Below are 19203 nucleotides of genomic sequence, written 5' to 3' on the forward strand. Positions count from 1 at the left end.
CCGACGGTCTCCCTCCCCCGCGAAGGGGATCGGCCAGGCGAGTGAACCTCGACCGGGGTTGGCGCGTCTGGTGATCAGAGGGCCTTCTGCGTCCGCAGCTTGCCCGTGTCCGAGAAGAGGATCCGCAGTGAACGACGACCGCAGCCGCTCCTGGCCCGACCGGGATCCCGACCCGCGGCGTCAACCACCTCCCTCCCAGCCCGGCCCGCCGCCGTGGGCCCGCGGCCCGCAGCGTCCCGCCGCGGGGCCGACCGGTCCGGCCGGCTCCCCGCCGCCGGGCCGCCGTCCGCCGCCGCCCGGCCGTCGCCCGGTCCCGCCGCCGCAGCGCGAGCCGGAGCTGATGACTCACCGGATGGCCGAGGACGACTACCGCGACCCTGGCTACCGGGACGCCGGCTACCGCGACGAGGGCCCGCTGGATCCGGACGAGGTCTATCCGTCGGAGGACCTGGACAAGAAGGGCCGCACGCCCGCCCAGCGCAAGAAAAGACGCTGGAAGATCATCCGGCGCTGTGTGTACGCGTTCGTCGGCCTCTTCATCGTCATCCCGGCGATCGCGTTCGTGATCACCTACTTCAGCGTTGACGTGCCCTCGCCGCAGAGCGTCGCGCAGGGCCAGAACCAGGCCGTCACCTACCTGTACGCCGACGGCAGCCCGATGGGCAAGGACGTGCCCTCCGGCGGCAACCGGCAGATCCTCACCCCGCAGCAGATCCCGGACGTGGTGAAGCACGCGGTGATCGCGACCGAGGACTCGACGTTCGAGACCAACTCCGGCTTCGACGTCACCGGCCTGCTGCGCGCGGCGTTCAACCAGCTCACCGGCAAGGCGGGCGGCGGGTCCACGATCTCGCAGCAGTACATCAAGAAGGCCACCGACAACGACGCCCCGACGCTCACCCGTAAATGGACCGAGCTGGCGAAGTCCTTCAAGATGAACCAGACGTACGAGAAGCAGGACATCATCACCGCGTACCTGAACATCATTTACTTCGGGCGCGGGGCGTACGGCATCGGCGCGGCGTCGCAGGCCTTCTTCCACAAGGACGTCTCGAAGCTGGACTACTCGGAGGCCGCGCTGCTGGCCGGGCTGATCCAGCAGCCGGGCCGTTCGGAGAACCCGAAGGTGGCCCAAGGCCGCTGGAACACCGCGCTCGACCGGATGCTCGAGAACAAGTACATCACCGCGCAGCAGCGGCAATCGGCGAAGTTCCCGGACGTGATCCCGCTGGAGGAGTCGAAGGACGACGCGAACGCGCCCTACAAGTTCATCACCACCCAGGTGAAGGCCGAACTGGCGCAGCACGGCATCGACGACGACAAGTACTACGCGGGCGGCTACACGGTCCAGACCACCATCGACAAGCACGCCCAGGAGGTCGCGACCAAGGTGGCGACCGACGCGCTGAAGGACCAGTCCGACGACCGGCTGCTCGATTCGCTGGTGGCGATCGATCCGAAGACCGGCGGGGTGCTCGCGTACTACGGCGGGCCGGCGACCATCGACGTGAACGGCAAGAAGCAGGGCGCTCGCGACTGGGCGAACACCCCGCAGAACCCCGGTTCGTCGATGAAGGCGTTCGACCTCACCGCGTTCCTCAAGATGGGCAAGGGAATCAACTCGACGTTCGACGGCAGCAACAACCGGGTCTTCGACGGCCGCGTCGTGCGCAACGCGGGTCCCAGCTCCAGCTGTTCCGGGCAGTGCACGGTCGCCGAGGCGATGAAGCGGTCGGCGAACACGGTGTTCTACGACATGGTGCTGAACGAGACGCATCCCGGTCCGGTCGGACAGGCCGCGCAGGAAGCGGGCGTGAAGACCAAGGACAACGGCGGCCAGTCGCTGATCTCCACCGCGGACGCGAACATCGCGCTCGGCGGTGGGAACACCCGGATCACGCCCGCGGACATGGCCAGCGCGTACGCGACGTTCGCGGCCAACGGCATCCAGCGTGACCGGCACTTCGTGCAGAAGGTGACCAACTCGCAAAACGAGGTCGCCTACGAGGCACAGCCGAGCGCGGGCAAGCCGGTGTTCGACAGCAGCGCGGACAAAGCCAAGCAGATCGCCGGCAACGTGACCATGGCGCTGGGCCCGGTGATCGACTTCTCGCACCTGAAGTGCCCGTCCGGCCACGAATGCGCGGGCAAGACCGGTACCCAGCAGCACACGAAGCGAGCGGGCGAACCGGCGTGGGCGGCGAACGCGAACGCGCAGACCTGGATGGTCGGCTACACGCCATCGGTCTCGGTCGCCGCGTGGGTCGGCGCGGACGGCGACCAGGCGCTGCACGGTTCGGGCACGTCGCCGATCTACGGTTCGACGATCGCGGGCCCGATGTGGCAGAAGTTCCTCGACGGCTATCTCAAGGGCAAGCCGGGCGAGAAGTTCGACCAGGTGCCGCTGATCGGCGCGCAGGCCCCGCCGCAGCAGCAGGACCAGAGCGCGGGCGACGAAAACCCGCCGCAGGAGACCAACGGCAACCAGCCGGACGACCCGGGCGACGGCAACGACCACGGCGGGCCGATCACCGGCGGGCCCACCCAGCCGCACTGGCCGACCGGGCTTCCGCACTGGCCGACCGGCAGGCCGTCGTCGCACAACCCGCCCAGCGGCGGTCCGTCGACGGGCGAGGACCCGCCGCAGGAGTGACGAAAGAGGCCGTGGCCGCGACGGTGGGGGAGGCCGTCGCGGCCACGGCCGTTCAGAGGGCGGCTTCAGCCGCCGAGCGTGATCACGCGGCCTTCGGCACCCGAGCGATGCGCGGCCTCGATCACCCGCAACGCCTCGACCGCACTCGCCGGATCGACCGGGAAGCTCGCCTCGCCGCGCAGCGCGTCCCGGACCTGGGCGTAAAACGCTTCGTAGCAACCGGTTTCGGTCGGCACCACTTCGGTTTCGTCATTCACGCCGAGCCGTCCGGCGTCGGTTTCCGGTTCCACGCCCCAGCCCTCGTCACCGGGGCGGAGGCCGGCTTTGATCTGCGGTTCCTGGACGTCGAGACCGTATTTGGTGAACGTCGCCTGATCCCCGAGCACGCGGAACCGCGGATTGCGGGTACCGGCGAGCGCGGACGACCACAAGTGCGACCGCACGCCATTCGCGTGGTGCAGGGCCACGAACACGTCGTCGTCCACCTGCACGCCGGGACGGCGGCGGTCGACCTCCGCGTAAACCTGAGTCACCGGGCCGAACAGTTGCAGCGCCTGGTCGACGATGTGCGCGCCGAGGTCGTAGAGCAGACCGCCCGCCTCGGCCGGGTCGCCGAACTCGCGCCAGTTGTCCTTGATCTTCGGCACCCAGCGGTCGTAGCGGGATTCGAAGCGGAAGACGTTGCCGAGCCGGCCGGAGTCGAGCACCTTGCCGACGGTGCGGAAATCCGAGTCCCAGCGGCGGTTCTGAAACACCGTGAGTCCGACGCCCTTGGCCTTCGCCGCGTCGACCACCCGCTGCGCTTCGGCCGCGGTCGGCGCGAACGGCTTGTCCACGACCACCGGCAGCCCGGCCTTGATCGCGCGGAGGGCGAGCGGCACGTGCGTGCGGTTCGGCGTGGTCACCACGACCAGGTCGAGATCACCCGCGCGGGCGAAAAGCGCGTCCGCGTCCGGGACCACCTCGGCGGACGGATGCTCGGCGCGCGCCTGCGCGGCCCGGTCCGGGTTCGCGGTCACCAGCACGGCCGGGACCAGGCCCGGCGTCGCCGCGACCAGCGGCGCGTGGAAGATCCGGCCGCCGATCCCGTACCCGAGGATGCCGACCCGCGCGTCATCAGCCATGACCCCTATTAAACAACACTGTTGCGTAATAGGCCACCCGTCCGAGATGATCGGCCGATGGCGGAAACCGGCGTCAACCTGCGCGGGCTGCGACGCCACAACCGCGCGCTGCTGCTCGGGCACATCCTGCGCGCGGGCGGGCTGAGCCGGGTCGAGCTGGCGCAGCGGTCCGGGCTGACCCAGCAGGCCGTGTCGAAAATCGTGTCCGACCTGCTGCCGGAGGGGCTGCTGGACGTCGAACGCGCACCCGCGGCCGGCGTCGGCAAACCGCGCACGATGCTGCGGCTGCGCGCGGAAGCCCGCTGCGCTCTGGGCGCGCAGCTCGACCGGGACGGCTACCTCGTCCTGCGCACCGGTTTGACCGGCGAGGTCGAGGAGATCGTGGAAGGCCCGCTGCCGATCGGGTTCAGCCCGGAGGTCGCGGTCACCGCGATCGCCGACGGCGTGCGCAAACTGCTCGCCGACGTCGATCCGGCGCGCGTGCTCGGGCTCGGCGTCGGCGCGGTGGGGCCGCTCGACCACCACGCGGGCCGGGTTCGCGACGCCACCAACATGCCCGGCTGGCACGACGTTCCGCTGCGCGATCTCCTCGCCGAACGCACCGGTCTGCCCGTCACGCTGGACAAAAACACCAACTCCGCCGCCTTCGCGCACGCCTGGCCGGAGGAGACCGCGGCAGCGACCGCGGTGGTGCTGGTCGGCACCGGAATCGGCGTCGGCCTGCTGATCGACGGACGCGTTTACCGAGGTCCGCGCACCAATGCGGGTGAGTTCGGCCACACCACCATCGCCTACGCCGGTCCGCGCTGCGCCTGCGGACGCCGCGGCTGCGTCGAGGTGATGCACCGCGCGGCAGGAACCCCGCACGACGCCGCCCGCCTGCTCGGCATCGGGCTCGCCGATCTGGTGCAGGTGCTCGATCTCGAGCGGATTGTCCTGTTCGGACGGACCGTGCGCGGCGCGCCGGAGATCTACCGCGAAACCGTCGCCGGACAGCTGCGCGACCTGCTGCCGGTGCCGTATTGGCAGCGTATCGACGTCGAACTGAGCGACCTCGACGAGGAGGCGGTGGCCCTCGGCGCCGCTTTCGAGGTGCTTGCCGGGTTCTACGAGGATCCGAAATGACCAGCACCCCACCCGCGGACCGATAGCATCCCGACGTGTCCCGCGTCTCCGACCCCGCCGACGAGCCGGATTCGGCTCCCCGCACGCTGACTCCGGCGGAGCGAATCGCCCCCAGCCGGCACGACCCGCTGGTGGCCGCGGCGACGAGACCCATCGGCGGGCCGGTCGGCACGCACGCGGCGGTGGGCAGGCAGTGGTTCTGGTCGCCGCAGCGCGTCGGGCTCGCGATGGCCGTGCTCGCGCTGGTGGTGTGCTGGTTCGGCAAGGCCTCCTGCATCCAGCAGTACAGCGACTCCAACGGGGCGCATCAGCTCGACTGGCGGTCCGGCCGTCCGTTCGTCGCCATGTGCTACTCCGACATCGTCCCGCTCTACAGCTCGGAGAAGCTCGACGATTCGCGCACTTTCCCGTATGTCACGTCGTGGCAGGAGGACTCGCAGACCGCGGAGAACCAGACCCGGTACATGGAGTACCCGGTGGTCACCGGCCTGTTCCAGTGGATCAACGCGAAACTCGCGGCGGGCTGGACTTCTGGTCGCGAACGCCGGCTGGCTGCCCGGCGCGCTGCCAGTGGCGATCTACTTCAACATCTCCGCGTTCTGGCTCGCGCTGGCCTGGCTGGTCACCGTGTGGGCTACCGGAAGGACAACGAAACGCCGGCCGTGGGACGCGGTGCTCGTCGCAGTGTCGCCGCTGGTACTGGTCCATACCTTTACGAACTTCGACGCACTCGCCACCGCGGCCACCGCCGCCGGCATCCTGGCGTGGTCGCGAAAACGCCCCGAGGTCGCCGGAGTCCTCTTCGGACTCGGCGTGGCCACCAAGCTGTATCCGCTGTTATTGCTCGGCGTGCTGTTCCTGTTGTGCCTGCGGGCCGGGAGACTGCGCGCGTGGGGCCGGACCGCGGCGTTCACCGTGCTGGCCTGGCTGGTGGTGAACGTCCCGTTCATGGTGGCCGCGCCACGCGGGTGGTGGGAATTCTTCCGGCTCAACACCTTGCGCCCGATGGACCCGGATTCGCTCTACAACGTGGTCTCCTACGTCACCGGCTGGACGGGCTTCGACGGCGTACTCCAAAAAGGACAGACACCGACCGTGCTGAACATCGTGGTCGCCGTGCTGTTCCTGCTCTGCTGCGCGGGAATCGCGTACGTCGCGCTCACCGCGCCGCGCCGGCCGCGGTTCGGGCAGCTGGCCTTCCTTGTCGTGGCGGCGTTTCTGCTCACGAACAAGGTGTGGAGCCCGCAGTACTCGCTGTGGCTCGTGCCGCTGGCGGTGCTGGCGATCCCGCGCTGGCGGCTGCTGCTGGGCTGGATGATCATCGACGCGGCGGTGTGGGCGCCGCGGATGTTCTATTACCTCGGCGTCGACCACAAAGGACTGCCCGCCGGCTGGTTCCTCGGCGGCGTGGTGATCCGCGACCTCGCGGTGATCGGGCTGTGCGTACTGGTGGTCCGCGAGATCTACCGTCCGCGCACCGACCTGGTCCGGCTTTCCGGCGACGACGACCCGGCGGGCGGCGTCCTGGACCGGGCCCGCGACAAGGTCACCTTCACCGCCTTCCGCCGTTCCCGCACCGAGCAGCCGGTCGCCTGAAGTCCGGGAGGGGAACCCCTGATCCCCTCCCGGCTTCTCAGGCGAGCTGTTTGCGCAGGTACGCGATGTCGGCGGCCTGGCCTTCGCCCGGCGTCTCGACGACCACCGGCGCACCGGCCTGACGCACGACCTCGGCGAGCAGTTCCGGTTCGATCGTGCCGTCGCCGTCGACCACCGACGCGTGCCGGTCGCGGTTGGAACCGTGCTCGTCGCGGGAGTTGTTGCAGTGCACGAGGTCGATCCGGCCAGTGATGGCCTTGACCTTCTCCACCGCGGTCGCGAGGTCCCAGCCCGCCGCGTAGGCGTGGCAGGTGTCGAGGCAGAAGCCCGCGCCGAACTCGCCGACCTTGTCCCACAGCCGGGCGATCACGTCGAGTTCGCGGGTCATCGCGTTGTCGCCGCCCGCGGTGTTCTCGATCAGGATCGGCACCGCGAAACCGCCCTTCTCCGCTTCGCGCTCGAAGAGCTTGCGCCAGTTGACCAATCCCTCCTCGACGTCGTCGCCGGCACCGACGTGTCCGCCGTGCACGATCAGGCCCTTCGCCCCGATAGCGGCGGCCCCGTCGGCGTGCTGGGTGACGTTCTTGCGGGACGGGATGCGGATCCGGTTGTTCTTGGACGCGACGTTGATCAGGTACGGCGCGTGAATGAACACCTCGACCGGCGCGGCCTTGATCTCCTCGCCGTGCGGATGCGGTTTCGGTGCCTTCCACCCCTGCGGGTCGGAGAGGAAGAACTGGACGACGTCGGCTTCTCGCTCGGCGACGGCGGCCAGTGGATCGTCGTCGCGGACATGGGCGCCAATCTGCATGCCTTGACGCTACTACCGGGCGAATCTCCCCCTTCCGGCCCAGTTGGTGACGCTCGTGGAGTACCGTGAGCGCGTTCCGTGATCCAGTCGGGGGAGGAAAGGCATGCGGAAGCGCGCTGGACGGATGACCGCACTCGGAGTCGCGCTCGCGGCACCGTTGCTGTCCGCGGTTCTGGCATTTCCCGCCGCGGCGTCCGCCGACCCGAATCCGACCGTCACCGGCGACTGCGAATCCACGCTGCAGAACGGCAAGAACGGCACTGGCCTCGCCCTCGACGCGGGCGCTCCGCTCAACGCGCCGAACCGGGTGACGGTCGGCCTTGATTCGAAGGCCAAGCAGACCGACGGCAACAACACGCTGCTCACCGTCCCGGTCGGCGATGTTGCCCGCACGCTGAGCGTCGGTGAGGTCCCAGTCGTCGGCGAGACGGCCGCGAAGGACACTTGCCCGTTCGTGCAGGCCGCGGGGAACGGCGTCGGCAACGCCACCCAGCAGCTGGTCGGCGGACTTCCGGACACCCCGCTCCCCACTCCGCCGCCGAGCCCCAAGCCGCCGACCCCTCCGGCTCCGCCGTCCCCGGCCCCCGGCCCCGGCGGCCCGGGCCAGCCCGCCCCCGGCGGCGACTCGCTCGGCCCGGTGACCTCTGGCGGCGGACTCTCCGGCCTCGACTCGGTGTCCGGCATCTTCACCGGAGCCGCGATGCTCCCGGCGAGCTTCGTGCAGGCCCCGATCGTCACCCAGGTCGTCCCCGGCCAGCTGCCGCAGGGCCAGGTGCCGACGGTCGACGCGAAGCGCTCCGGCACCGCCGAGGCGCTGCCCGCGGCCAACCCGCCCGCCCGGCTGCCGCTGCTGATCGCCGTGCTGGCGCTCGCGATGGTGGCCGCCGCGCTGGTGCGCGCGTGGCTGCGCCGCAAGCCCGCCTGACTCTCACCCTGAGTAGCGCCCGCTTCCACCCGAATGCCTGACCTCGGAGGGGAGGCGGGCGTTACTCGTCTTCGTTACCGTCGTTGTCCTCAGCAAGGCAGGTACACCGGACGCGGCGAAAGGGTCGACGGCCATGCAGCAGCACCGGGCACGGAGGGCAACCGCAGTGGGCGCCGCCGCTTTCGTCCTGGCCGGCTCCGCCGCGCTCGCCGCCCCAGGGACCGCGTCCGCGGACACCCTGACCGCGAAATGCGGTTCCACCATCACCGCCAAACCGGGCGACCACGTCAAGGCGACCACGCCGCTGCTCGGGATCCCGCTGGACCTCGGCATCGTCGGCCAGGTCTCGGGCGTGCTCACCGGCACCATCGACGCACTTCTCGGCACGGTCTGCAAGGTCACGGTGAACGTGGTCAACACCGTCGTCGCGCCGGTCCCGGTCATCGGCGCGCCAGCCGCGAGCGCGGTCAACGGTGCGGTCGCGGGCACCACGAACACGGTCCAGCAGGGCGTCGCCGCCGTCAGCCAGGGCTTCACCGGCAGCCAGCCGGGCAAGCAGAACCCCGGCCCGAACCCGCAGCAACCGCCAGGCGGCAGTAGCGGCAATCCGCAGCAGGGCGGTTCGCCAGGGCAATCCCAGATGCCCGGTTCGACCAGCCCGGTGCTCGGCGATTACGGCGGCAATGGCGGCGGGGCCGCGCCGTTCTCGGCTTTCCTGCCGAATTTCAGCAATTTGTCTTACGGCTACAGCACCGGGTACGCGCCGATGCGGGACTACAGCGGTATCCCGATGGCGATGGCCGGGTTGTTCAGCCCGTCGCCCTCGCTCCGCTACGGCAGCCAGATCCCGGGTTACGCGCCGCAGTACGGCGTTGCCAACCCGGACGGCTCGGCCGGCGGCGATCGCACCGTGCAGAACGCGGGTAATGCCGAAGCACTGCCGGGCACCGGCGGCAACCACACGAACGGGTTGGACTGGCCAGTTCTGGTGGCAGTTTTGGCACTCTCCGGAGTCAGCGCGGGTCTGGTCCGCACGTGGGTACTCCGCCGAATGGCCGCTGCAGGTTAGGCCAACTCACCAGTATCTTTGCCAGGGTCCACTCGTTGTTCCTGATGCGACGAACCATGCCCACGGACCCCGGAGGATAGTGCTCGTGCGGAAAATCCCCACCTGGAAGCGAACCCGTCGAGCACTCACCGTCACCGCTCTCGCCGCCCTCTTCACCGGCGGCACGTTCCTGGGCACCGGCACCGCGTCCGCCGCGACCACGCTCGCGAACCAGTGCAAGGGCTCGGTCACCGGCGGCATGGGCGATTCGGTCGCCGTGCCCGGCTCGGCGGTCAAGGAGATCGTCCGGCAGGCGGCCAAGGACCAGGTGAACTTCTGGCGCTTGGCCACCGTCTGGCCGGACTCGCTGGCGAACGCCATCGCGAACAAGGGCAACCTGCAGGTTGGTGCGATCCCGAACGCCGCGGGCGGCACGATCAGCGGCGACGCGATCGGCCAGGTCGTCTCGAACGCGCTGAAGAACGAGTGGGGCATCGGCCTGCTGCCCGACACCAAGACCAAGGTGCTGAACGGGATCCGTACCGGGGTCGCGTCGGCGTGCGGGCTCACCACGGTCGCGAACAACTACCAGGCACCGTCGTCGCCCAGCTCCTCGTCGAACGGCGGCAGCCAGTCGAACGGAGCCACCCCGACGCAGAGCGGCGGCGGCTCGCTCGGCAACTACCAGCCGGGCTCCACCGGAATCGCCCCGCCGCGCGACTACGGCAACATCCCGACCGCGACCCCGGGCAACCCCGGCGTGCTCGGCACCGCGATCGCGCCCGGCGCCCGCTACGGCGCGCTGCCCGGTTCCGGCACGCTGCCGCAGCAGCCGTCGGCCGGTCAGGACCCGCAGGGCCAGCAGGGCCCGGACATCCGCAACGCGGGCAACGCCGAATCGCTGGCGAGCCAGGGCGGGGCCTCCGACGTCCAGCTGCCGATGCTGCTCGCGGTGATCGTGCTGGCCGGCGTCACCGCCGGGCTGGTCCGCACCTGGGTGCTGCGCCGCGTCAGCTGACCCGCCGCACCGGACTGTCGTACCCGCCGGGTACGCTTACCTGGACAAACCCTCCTGTCACGGAACCGCCGTGACCGCGAGCCCATAGGAGGTGAGTGGTTATGTCACGCCATTACGAGGTAATGGTCATCCTGGACCCGACGCTCGACGAGCGTACGGTCGCGCCCACGCTGGACAACTTCCTCAACGTGATCCGCACTTCGGGCGGAAGCGTCGAGAAGGTCGACGTGTGGGGCCGTCGTCGTCTCGCGTACGAGATCAAGAAGAACGCCGAGGGCATCTACGCGCTGCTGGACCTGAACTCCACGGCCGACGCCGTCAAGGAGCTGGACCGCCAGCTGTCGCTGCAGGAAACCGTCCTGCGCACCAAGGTCATGCGCCGCGAGGTCAAGCCCGCTGCCAAGCCCGCGCCCGCCAAGGCCTGATCCGAGCCCGATCCGAAGGGACGCCATCCGTGGCTGGAGACACCGTCATCACCGTGGTCGGGAACCTCACGTCCGACCCGGAGCTGCGCTTCACCCCGTCCGGTGCGGCGGTCGCGAACTTCACCGTCGCGTCCACCCCGCGCACCCTCGACCGCCAGAGCGGCGAGTGGAAGGACGGCGAGGCGCTGTTCCTGCGCTGCAACATCTGGCGGCAGGCGGCGGAGAACGTCGCCGAGTCGCTCACGCGGGGCGCCCGCGTGGTGGTGCAGGGGCGGCTGAAGCAGCGGTCTTTCGAGACCAAGGAAGGCGAGAAGCGCACCGTCGTCGAACTCGAGGTCGACGAGATCGGCCCGTCGCTGCGCTACGCGACGGCGAAGGTCAACAAGGTCAGCCGCGGTGGCGGCGGCGGTGGTGACTTCGGCGGCGGCGGAGGCGGCGGCTTCAGCGGAGGCGGCGGAAACCGCGGCGGCGGCAACAGCGCGCCCGCCGACGACCCGTGGGGTTCGGCACCGGCCGCGAGCAGCGGCGGCGGAGGCTTCTCCGACGAACCCCCGTTCTGATCTCATCTCTTTCTAGAATTCCAGGAGTACAACAGTGGCCAAGCCACCCATTCGCAAGCCCAAGAAGAAGGTCTGCGTGTTCTGCAAGGCCGAGAAGAAGGGCCGCCCGGAAACGATCGACTACAAGGACACCAACCTGCTGCGGAAGTACATTTCCGACCGCGGCAAGATCCGTGCCCGTCGCGTCACCGGCAACTGCAGCCAGCACCAGCGCGACATCGCCATCGCGGTGAAGAACTCGCGCGAGATGGCTCTGCTGCCCTACACGTCCACCGCGCGCTGAGGGGAGCACTAGTCATGGCGAAGATCATTCTCACCACCGACGTGGCGAACCTCGGCGGCCCCGGCGACATCGTCGAGGTCAAGGACGGCTACGCCCGCAACTACCTGCTGCCGCGCGGCTACGCCATCGTGGCCAGCAAGGGTGCGGAGAAGAACGTGCGCACGATCCAGCGCGCGCAGGAATCCCGCCGCATCCGCGACCTCGACCACGCCAAGGAAATCAAGGCGACGCTCGAGGGCCTCGGCGCGATCCAGCTGACCGGCAAGGCCGCGGCCGGCTCGAAGAAGCTGTTCGGCTCGATCACCGCCGGCGAGATCGTCGACGCGATCAAGGCACAGGGCGGCCCGCTGCTCGACAAGCGCGTCCTCGACCTGCGCGACCACATCAAGACGGTCGGCAAGCACTCGGTCAGCGCCCGCCTGCACCCGAACGTGAAGGTGGACGTCCGGCTCGAGGTCAAGGCCACGGCCGCGAACTGACGCTCGCGTCTTTTACCGCGAAACCGCCCCCGGGGACTTCTCCGGGGGCGGTTTCGTTTCGCCGGTCTTCCCGCAGCTCCGACGTGGTCTCTAAAGAACTGAACGCCCAGCGGGAACCAGCGGGCGTGCGTTACCATCCAACATGCTGATCTCGCCGCTTGGGGAGCGAGAACTGTGCCAAAGGGGGTCACCCGGATGTCCGACGTACCACCGCCCGCGCCGATCATGGTCGGCGGATACGGATCCGCAGGCGGGTACAAATTCAGCGAGGACGAGGTCGACTCGGTCATCAAACAGTGGGAAGACCTGCTCGATAACCTGAGCAAGGACCTCAACCACGCGCAGACGATCGCCAACGTCAAGCGTCCAGCCGACGAGTTCGCCAGCAATGACTTCGTCGACAAGGGTGCGAATCCGTCCGGGCAGACCCTGCTGACCCAGCACCAGCGCATGGTCGACTATGTCACCAACTTCATTACCGCGTTGAAGGCCGCCAAAAACAAAATCACCGTCGCCGAGCAGGAAGCACGCGACGCCGCAAGCAAGACGAAGGTCTGAGCTGCTCATGCCGCACCGCACCATCCGGATCGCCGCCGCTGCCGTCGCCGCTCTCGGTCTCCTGACCGCCTGCGGCGGAGGAAAGGCCGACGGAGGCAGCACCCCCTCGCAGGCGCCCGCCAGTTCGAGCGCGACTGGAGGCGGGTCGGGCCCGAAGGTCCCCGCCGCGCTGCCCACTCAGGACTTGCTGGGCGGCAACCCATGCAAGGTCCTCACCGATGCCGAGACAACCGATTTCGGGCTGGCGGTTCCTGGGGAGACGCTGACCGGAGACCTCCCCGGCTGCCAGTGGAGGTCGGCAGACGAGGGCCGGAACTCCATCGGCCTCCGGGTGGTGCCACAGAACAAGGGCGGCATCAGCGACATCTACGACCAGAAGGCCGGGCAGGCCTACTTCGAGCCGGTGAGCATCGACGGTTACCCGGGTGTCTTCACCTCGAAGGCCGATCTGCGGCCCAGCGGCAACTGCCAGCTCTGGCTCGGGGTAACCGACCAGCTCTCCGTCACCATCACACCGGCGATCGGTGCCGGCCCGAACAAGAAAAACCCCTGCGGTCTCGCGCAGAAGTTCGGGAACGCAGTGGTCAAACATCTCAAGGGCGCGGCATGACCGCCCGACAGCCGGTGCTCGGCTCGAAAGAAGGAGTGGCTCATCATGGGGAATGACGCCAACACCGTAGGCAAGGAATTGAAGTACGCGGCCGCTGGCGCCGGCGTCGGCGCCGCGGTCGGTTCGGTCGTGCCGGTCGTCGGCACCGCGGTCGGGGCCGGCATCGGCGCCGTGGCCGGCAGCCTCGTCGGCCTGTTCAGCGGAGGCCCGGACGCGAAGCTCGCCGAGGCGGACCTCGGCGGCCGGTCGATCGACGCGCGCGTGATCTGGGAAAAGATCCACGTCGGGGACAGCTCGTCGCTTCAGGGCGGCGTCTCGGCGGCCAACAGCCTCAAGACGGTGCACAACGACCGGATCACCGAGATCGACGGCCTGAACAAGAAGATGGACGCCGCCTGGCAGGGCGGTGGCGCCGCCGCGGCGCAGGCGGGCGCGCACCCGCTCGGCACGTGGCTGCAGGACTCGGTCAACAACCTCGGCAAGAGCCACACGTACCTGAACACGCAGGTCGACTGCTTCTCGACGGTCAAGGGCAAGGTCCAGGAGATTCCCAAGGACCCGCCGCACGCCGGCTTCGTCGACGGGATCAACCCGTTCAGCGACAAAGACGACGAGATCAACAAGTACAACGAGACCGGCAAGGCGAACGTCCAGGCCTACACCAACTACTTCAACGCCAGCGGGCAGAACGCGGGCGGGCTGCCGCAGTACAGCGCCTGGCAGGGCAACAACCTGTCCAACCCGAACGGCCCCGGCGGCGACTTCGGCGGCGGGCCCGGCGGTTCCGGCGGCAACTTCGGCGGCGGACCCGGGGGCGGGGGCGGCGGCTTCACTCCGCCCAAGGTGGACACGCCCAAGTTCGACCCGAACGGGCCCAACACCCCGCCGCACACCAACCTGCCGACCGGTCCTGGGCACGGTGGCGTCGGCAACCCGAGCGGGCACTACCCCGGCAGCGGGAGCGACGGCACGACGACCTCCGGCTGGACGCCTCCGACGACCGACCCGAGCAAGTTCAACCCGAGCACCTTCGGCCCTGGCGGCGGTGCCGGCCAGTTCGGTCCCGGTGGCGGGGGCGGCGGCGCGGGTTCCGGCGCGGGCGCGGCCTTCGGTCCCGGTGCGTTCGGCGCGGGCGCGGGCTTCGGTCCCGGTGGCAGCGGTTCCGGCGCGGCCGCGGGCGGCATGGCAGGCGGCGCGGGCGCTGGAGCCGGCGGAATGGGCGGCATGCGCGGCGGCGCGGCGGGCAAAGCCGGTGCTGCCGGAATGGGCGGCATGGGTGCCGGAGCCAAGGGCGGCAAGGGCCAGGAGGACGAGGAGCACCAGACGAAGTACCTGGTGGAAGAGGACTCCAACGAACTCTTCGGCTCCGACCAGCTGACCGTTCCGCCCGTGATCGGTGAATGAGGCCAGCCGACGTGATCACGCTTGACCGACCCACCAAGTTCACCCTCCCGACGCTGTACAACCTGATCCGGCGTCGGGGCGGTGAGCCCCACCAGGCCATCGCCGAAACCCCGGTGTTCCACGACCCGGACGCCGAGCGGAAGCTGGACCAGCAGGTCAACGAGGCGCTGACCGAGTCCGGCCTGATGGGACCCCGCGGCATGGACCGCGATCTGCTCGCGCTGGTCGAGTCCATCTCGCATCCGCAGCTCGAGTACTACGGCTGGTTCGACGGCACGTTCGAGGACGGCAGCCCCGGCAACTACTCGGTGCTGTGCGGCAGCGGGAACGGCGGCGGCTTCGGACTGATCCGGATCATCGGCGAGAACACCGTCACGGTGTCGCGCCAGCGTCCGGACCTGCTGCTGCAGACGTTCCTCGACCTCCTGCCCTCGGGCAAGGCGGCGTCCGGGCAACCGCTCGTCACCAGCCGCAGCGAGTACGAAAGCGGCCGGTCCGCCGGGTCGGAGGACGCTTCGCAGGGCTCGATCATGACGAGCGGACAGCGCAACGCACAGCTGTCGCCGCTCAAGGAGATCCAGCGGATCCTCAAGCTGCCGCGCACCGGCAGCGGCGCGCTGTACGTCGCGACCCGCCCGAACGGCGGACGGCGGCGGCGCATCCCGAAGCCGGTGAACTTCATCGACACCAGCGAGGGCCGGTGGTTGATGGAGGAGCGGCCGGGGCAGGACTCGCTCATCGTGTTCACTCCCGGCACGCAGCAGGCGCTCTCCGAGCGGCTGCGCCAAGCCCAAAGCTCCCTGGGCTGACCCTTCGAGCGTTACTCCGGGTGGGGTTCCCGGCACGGCACCGCGAGGTGTCCGGCCGGTGAACCTCACCCGGTTTCGCGTTTGCACGCGGTTAACCTGCGCTTTTGCCCGATCGCTCACTGTGCGCGACCGCGGGCTGGGCCGCGTGGGGAATTCTCCTTCGTTCAGCCCATCGGGTCGGTGATCTACCGTGCGTAGCAACCATCCACAGGGCGGTGGATCGGCGAGGGTGCGACACGCCGAAGAACCAGTTCGACACGACACGCCGGACGAGTTTTCGCGAAGTTCTCCACAGTCTCTACACAGGCCTTGACCTGCGGGTTTTGTGAAGCCGATCAGCACTGTCCCCACTTTGTCCACAGGCTCACTGGCGCCTGTGATTCGTTGCCCCCAGTCATCCACAGGTTGTCCACAGGACGGTCAACACCCGGAATTGCGCTCGTCCTTCCGGGGGATCTAGCGTGCCTTCGCGCCCAGTACTCCCGGTGGCCCCGCGTGGCGGTCATCGGCGCGGGGAACCGCCCGGTCCATCATCGAAGAGGACCGGACGGGCGACTGGGAAAGCCGGGCCGACTCCGGCATACTCGAACAGGTGTTCGCATGAACCGGTCTCCGGATGAGCCGGGCGGACTCCGTTCGGCACAGGACAGGCGCACGCGAGACAACGGGGACGGCCGGGAACACGGCCGGGCGAGGGAGGTGTCCGGGCAGTGGCGGTGACCGATGACCGCGGTCCGGCGTACGCGGAGTCCGATCCGGGTCCGAGCGACCCCGGCCCTGGCGGGTTCGACCGCCAGCCGCCGCAGGACATCGCGGCGGAGCAGTCGGTGCTCGGCGGCATGCTGCTGTCGAAGGACGCGGTCGCCGACGTCATCGAGGCGCTCGGCCCCGGCGACTTCTACCGGCCCGCGCACCAGGCCGTGTACGACTGCATCCTCGATCTCTACGGCCGCGGCGAACCGGCCGACCCGATCACCGTGGCGGCCGAACTGGAGCGGCGCGGCGAACTCGGCCGCGTCGGCGGGGCGCCGTACCTGCACACGCTCATCGCGACCGTGCCCACCGCGGCCAACGCGGGCTACTACGCGGAGATCGTGTCCGAGAAGGCGGTGCTGCGCCGGCTCGTGGAGGCGGGCACGCGCATCGTGCAGTACGGCTACGGCGCGGCCGCGGCGGACGGCGCGAACATCGACGAGGTCGTCGACCGCGCACAGGCCGCGATCTACGACGTCACCGAGCGCCGCACGAGCGAGGACTACGTGGCGCTGGAGGACCTGCTCCAGCCGACCATGGACGAGATCGACGCGATCGCCTCGCGCGGCGGCCAGTCCCAGGGCATCCCGACCGGCTTCGCCGACTTCGACGAGCTGACCAACGGCCTGCACCCCGGCCAGATGATCATCGTCGCGGCCCGGCCCGGTGTCGGTAAGTCGACTTTGGGGCTGGACTTCGTCCGCTCGGCGTCCATCAAACACGGCCTCACCAGCGTCATCTTCTCGCTGGAAATGAGCCGCACCGAGATCGTGATGCGCATGCTGTCGGCCGAGGCGAAAATCCGCCTCGCCGACATGCGCGGCGGCAAGATGTCCGACGACGACTGGACGCGGCTGGCCCGCCGGATGAGCGAGGTGTCCGAGGCCCCGCTGTTCGTCGACGACTCGCCGAACATGACGATGATGGAGATCCGCGCGAAGGCCCGCCGGCTCAAGCAGCGGCACGACCTGAAGCTCGTGGTCGTCGACTATCTGCAGCTGATGACGTCCGGCAAGCGCGTCGAATCGCGGCAGCAGGAAGTGTCGGAGTTCTCCCGTCAGCTGAAGCTGCTGGCGAAGGAGATCGAAGTGCCGGTGATCGCGATCTCCCAGCTGAACCGTGGTCCGGAACAACGAACCGACAAGAAGCCGATGCTGTCCGACCTGCGTGAATCCGGTTCACTGGAGCAGGACGCGGACATCGTCATCCTGATCAACCGCCCGGACGCCTGGGAACGCGACGACCCGCGCGCTGGCGAGGCCGACCTGATCCTGGCGAAGCACCGTGCCGGTCCGACGAGCACGATCGTGGTCGCCCACCAGCTGCACTACAGCCGGTTCGCCGATCTGGCCCACGACTGACCGCGACCCGCCGCTGCGCAAACACGCTTTCCGAGGACGTTCAAGGCTTGGTGTGGCCGACCCGTCACTTCCGGCGCAAGGAGGCTACCCGTGGCACATGACCTCGGTCAGGCTCGCGAAGCTTTTCTTGCCGTGGCCGGCCGCGATTGCCTCTGCCGTTAGGGACTCGATCAGTCGCGGCAACCTCGTGTCCAGCCCGCGCTCCTCGCTGGCCTGGATGAGGTGGCGCATCAGCGGATAGTCCAGTTCGAGCCACTCCTCGTCGCCCGGGTAGTCGCCGCGGTCGAGCTGGGTGGCGTAGCCCTTGATGACGTCCACGACGGTGCCGCTCAACCACCGGGTGAGCATCGGTGTGAACGATTCCGCTTGGACCTCGGCGGTTCTGAGGAGCGTGGCCGTCTGCAGGTACCCGACAAGCGTCGCCCAAGCGAAATTCAGCATCGCCACGTCGTAGAGCGCCGCGGTGCCCGCGTCCGGGCCGAGGTAGGTCGCCGCGCCTAACCGGGCGAGCACGCCTTCGTTGCGTTGGAAGACCTCGGCCGAGCCGCTGTAGACCAACACGGTCTCCGGGTTGCCGACGTGTTCGGGGTGGGCCATCAGCGCGCCGTCGAGGTACTTCGCACTCATCGCGGCGAACCGGGCCGCCGCTTCCTGTGCCTCCGCGCTCGTCCCGGAGGTGAGGTTGACGATGTCCTGTCCGGCCAGGAGCTTTTCGTGCCGGTCGAGCAGGTCCGTTAGGCCGTCGTAGTCGTCAAGGCACAACACCACGAGTGCCGGCTCGGCTAGCACCTCGTGAAGGGACGTCGTCTCCGCCGCGGTCGGGGACCACACGAGGGCCGGGTCCAGCACCTTGGCCAGCGCGAGCGCTCGGACGTTCCCGCCGATCATGACCATCGGCATGGCGGGCAATGGCGATGTCATCGGCCCTCCCCTCATCGCTACCTACACAATGTAGCCTACATTATGTAGGTATTGTCTGCCGGGAGTTTCCGCGCAGCACACCCACCACCGCGCTGGTCGCCGTCGCCACCGCGTGGGCCGCGGAGAACTCCTCCTCGGCGGCCGCTCGGGCAAGCGATTCCACTATCCCGAGGATCGCCGTCAACAGCGCCAGGTCAGCATCCGCGGACAGCGACACGAACGGCTCCAGCGCGGTGCGGAACTCCTCAACGTAGAACCGCCGCGACTGCCGCAGGAACTGCCCGGTCTCCGGACTGCCAAGCAGTGCTGCCTGCACCTCGCCGCACTCCCTGCCTGCGGCCAGCACACCTTCGACATACGCAGCAGCGAGTACCGAGACCACTTCATCCAGCGACCGGGCTTGTCCCGGTGACACCTGACGGATAGTCCGCACGATCTGCTCGTCGTAGTCCCGGTACAACGCCATCAGCAGCCCCTCGCGGCTGCTGAAATGGTCGTAGACGACCGGTCGGGACACCCCTGCGCGCTCAGCCAGCCGGACCAGCGTCAATGCGTTGGCACCCTCGAACCGGACAATCTCGAAGGCGGTCCGCATCAACTGCGTCCGCCGCTCCGACCGGCTCATCCTGCCGGTCCTCGGCCGCTCCGGCACCATCTCGCCGCCCATCACCCCAGGCTACGGCCCAACGCATCCCCTCACCGGCCTGCCGACTCGACGCAAGAGGGCACCAACCCGTCGA

The 19203-nt window shown here is 69.1% G+C and carries 18 protein-coding genes and 1 pseudogene; 15 read left to right on the forward strand and 4 right to left on the reverse strand.

The window, feature by feature from the left end:
* Positions 1-127 precede the first annotated feature (127 nt).
* Positions 128-2653, forward strand: a complete 2526-nt coding sequence (locus tag RPX00_RS13000) for a transglycosylase domain-containing protein (RefSeq protein ID WP_406639776.1) — start codon at positions 128-130, stop codon at positions 2651-2653.
* A gap of 65 nt (positions 2654-2718) precedes the next feature.
* On the opposite strand, the gene RPX00_RS13005 is transcribed toward RPX00_RS13000, so the two are convergent.
* Complete coding sequence (locus tag RPX00_RS13005) at positions 2719-3777, reverse strand: Gfo/Idh/MocA family oxidoreductase (protein WP_406639777.1); 1059 nt, start codon at positions 3775-3777, stop codon at positions 2719-2721.
* Between the two features lie 57 nt (positions 3778-3834).
* Here RPX00_RS13005 and RPX00_RS13010 point away from each other — a divergent pair, with 57 nt between their 5' ends.
* Positions 3835-4902, forward strand: a complete 1068-nt coding sequence (locus RPX00_RS13010) for an ROK family transcriptional regulator (RefSeq protein ID WP_406639778.1) — start codon at positions 3835-3837, stop codon at positions 4900-4902.
* A 35-nt stretch (positions 4903-4937) separates the two neighbouring features.
* Positions 4938-6498 (forward strand): annotated as a pseudogene (locus RPX00_RS13015) (glycosyltransferase family 87 protein).
* Positions 6499-6535: 37 nt separating this feature from the next.
* On the opposite strand, the gene RPX00_RS13020 reads toward RPX00_RS13015, so the two are convergent.
* Positions 6536-7309 (reverse strand): deoxyribonuclease IV, encoded by a 774-nt coding sequence (locus tag RPX00_RS13020; protein WP_406639779.1) that lies wholly within the window; start codon positions 7307-7309, stop codon positions 6536-6538.
* 103 nt (positions 7310-7412) lie between these two features.
* On the opposite strand from RPX00_RS13020, the gene RPX00_RS13025 reads away from it, so the two are divergent.
* The 12 genes from RPX00_RS13025 (at position 7413) to dnaB (ending at position 17542) form a co-directional block, all read left to right on the forward strand.
* Positions 7413-8234, forward strand: coding sequence for a hypothetical protein (locus RPX00_RS13025; protein ID WP_406639780.1), 822 nt, complete (start codon positions 7413-7415; stop codon positions 8232-8234).
* Positions 8235-8400: 166 nt separating this feature from the next.
* On the forward strand, positions 8401-9303 hold the full coding sequence (locus RPX00_RS13030) for a hypothetical protein (protein ID WP_406639781.1): 903 nt from the start codon (positions 8401-8403) through the stop codon (positions 9301-9303).
* Positions 9304-9382: 79 nt separating this feature from the next.
* Complete coding sequence (locus RPX00_RS13035; protein ID WP_406639782.1) at positions 9383-10300, forward strand: hypothetical protein; 918 nt, start codon at positions 9383-9385, stop codon at positions 10298-10300.
* A gap of 101 nt (positions 10301-10401) precedes the next feature.
* Positions 10402-10725 (forward strand): 30S ribosomal protein S6, encoded by a 324-nt coding sequence (gene rpsF, locus RPX00_RS13040; RefSeq protein ID WP_378308654.1) that lies wholly within the window; start codon positions 10402-10404, stop codon positions 10723-10725.
* A 29-nt stretch (positions 10726-10754) separates the two neighbouring features.
* Positions 10755-11285, forward strand: a complete 531-nt coding sequence (locus RPX00_RS13045; protein WP_406639783.1) for a single-stranded DNA-binding protein — start codon at positions 10755-10757, stop codon at positions 11283-11285.
* Between the two features lie 34 nt (positions 11286-11319).
* The gene (gene rpsR, locus RPX00_RS13050) at positions 11320-11568 is read left to right on the forward strand and encodes a 30S ribosomal protein S18 (protein WP_009085242.1); all 249 of its coding nucleotides are present in this window, start codon (positions 11320-11322) and stop codon (positions 11566-11568) included.
* Positions 11569-11582: 14 nt separating this feature from the next.
* On the forward strand, positions 11583-12047 hold the full coding sequence (rplI, locus tag RPX00_RS13055; RefSeq protein WP_406639784.1) for a 50S ribosomal protein L9: 465 nt from the start codon (positions 11583-11585) through the stop codon (positions 12045-12047).
* A gap of 195 nt (positions 12048-12242) precedes the next feature.
* Positions 12243-12605 carry a hypothetical protein gene (locus RPX00_RS13060; protein WP_406639785.1) on the forward strand — a complete coding sequence of 121 codons (363 nt, stop codon included), beginning with the start codon at positions 12243-12245 and terminating at the stop codon, positions 12603-12605.
* A 7-nt stretch (positions 12606-12612) separates the two neighbouring features.
* Positions 12613-13215, forward strand: a complete 603-nt coding sequence (locus RPX00_RS13065; RefSeq protein WP_406639786.1) for a DUF3558 domain-containing protein — start codon at positions 12613-12615, stop codon at positions 13213-13215.
* 45 nt (positions 13216-13260) lie between these two features.
* On the forward strand, positions 13261-14619 hold the full coding sequence (locus RPX00_RS13070; protein ID WP_406639787.1) for a hypothetical protein: 1359 nt from the start codon (positions 13261-13263) through the stop codon (positions 14617-14619).
* Between the two features lie 11 nt (positions 14620-14630).
* Positions 14631-15428, forward strand: a complete 798-nt coding sequence (locus tag RPX00_RS13075) for an ESX secretion-associated protein EspG (protein ID WP_406639788.1) — start codon at positions 14631-14633, stop codon at positions 15426-15428.
* Between the two features lie 710 nt (positions 15429-16138).
* Positions 16139-17542 carry a replicative DNA helicase gene (dnaB, locus tag RPX00_RS13080; RefSeq protein WP_037809085.1) on the forward strand — a complete coding sequence of 468 codons (1404 nt, stop codon included), beginning with the start codon at positions 16139-16141 and terminating at the stop codon, positions 17540-17542.
* Positions 17543-17626: 84 nt separating this feature from the next.
* Here dnaB and RPX00_RS13085 read toward each other — a convergent pair whose 3' ends face one another.
* Complete coding sequence (locus RPX00_RS13085) at positions 17627-18463, reverse strand: NAD(P)-dependent oxidoreductase (protein ID WP_406639789.1); 837 nt, start codon at positions 18461-18463, stop codon at positions 17627-17629.
* A gap of 40 nt (positions 18464-18503) precedes the next feature.
* On the reverse strand, positions 18504-19130 hold the full coding sequence (locus RPX00_RS13090) for a TetR/AcrR family transcriptional regulator (RefSeq protein WP_406639790.1): 627 nt from the start codon (positions 19128-19130) through the stop codon (positions 18504-18506).
* Positions 19131-19203: the final 73 nt, after the last annotated feature.

Source organism: Amycolatopsis sp. WGS_07 (genome assembly GCF_045278895.1).
GTDB lineage: Bacteria > Actinomycetota > Actinomycetes > Mycobacteriales > Pseudonocardiaceae > Amycolatopsis.

Bases quoted from the DNA above. Each gene is read 5' to 3' on its own strand.
- RPX00_RS13090 (WP_406639790.1), bottom strand. From the start codon at position 19,130: ATGGGCGGCGAGATGGTGCCGGAGCGGCCGAGGACCGGCAGGATGAGC.
- RPX00_RS13005 (WP_406639777.1), bottom strand. From the start codon at position 3,777: ATGGCTGATGACGCGCGGGTCGGCATCCTCGGGTACGGGATCGGCGGC.
- RPX00_RS13060 (WP_406639785.1), top strand. From the start codon at position 12,243: ATGTCCGACGTACCACCGCCCGCGCCGATCATGGTCGGCGGATACGGA.
- rplI (WP_406639784.1), top strand. From the start codon at position 11,583: ATGGCGAAGATCATTCTCACCACCGACGTGGCGAACCTCGGCGGCCCC.
- RPX00_RS13070 (WP_406639787.1), top strand. From the start codon at position 13,261: ATGGGGAATGACGCCAACACCGTAGGCAAGGAATTGAAGTACGCGGCC.
- RPX00_RS13020 (WP_406639779.1), bottom strand. From the start codon at position 7,309: ATGCAGATTGGCGCCCATGTCCGCGACGACGATCCACTGGCCGCCGTC.
- rpsF (WP_378308654.1), top strand. From the start codon at position 10,402: ATGTCACGCCATTACGAGGTAATGGTCATCCTGGACCCGACGCTCGAC.
- RPX00_RS13065 (WP_406639786.1), top strand. From the start codon at position 12,613: ATGCCGCACCGCACCATCCGGATCGCCGCCGCTGCCGTCGCCGCTCTC.
- RPX00_RS13085 (WP_406639789.1), bottom strand. From the start codon at position 18,463: ATGACATCGCCATTGCCCGCCATGCCGATGGTCATGATCGGCGGGAAC.
- RPX00_RS13025 (WP_406639780.1), top strand. From the start codon at position 7,413: ATGCGGAAGCGCGCTGGACGGATGACCGCACTCGGAGTCGCGCTCGCG.
- RPX00_RS13010 (WP_406639778.1), top strand. From the start codon at position 3,835: ATGGCGGAAACCGGCGTCAACCTGCGCGGGCTGCGACGCCACAACCGC.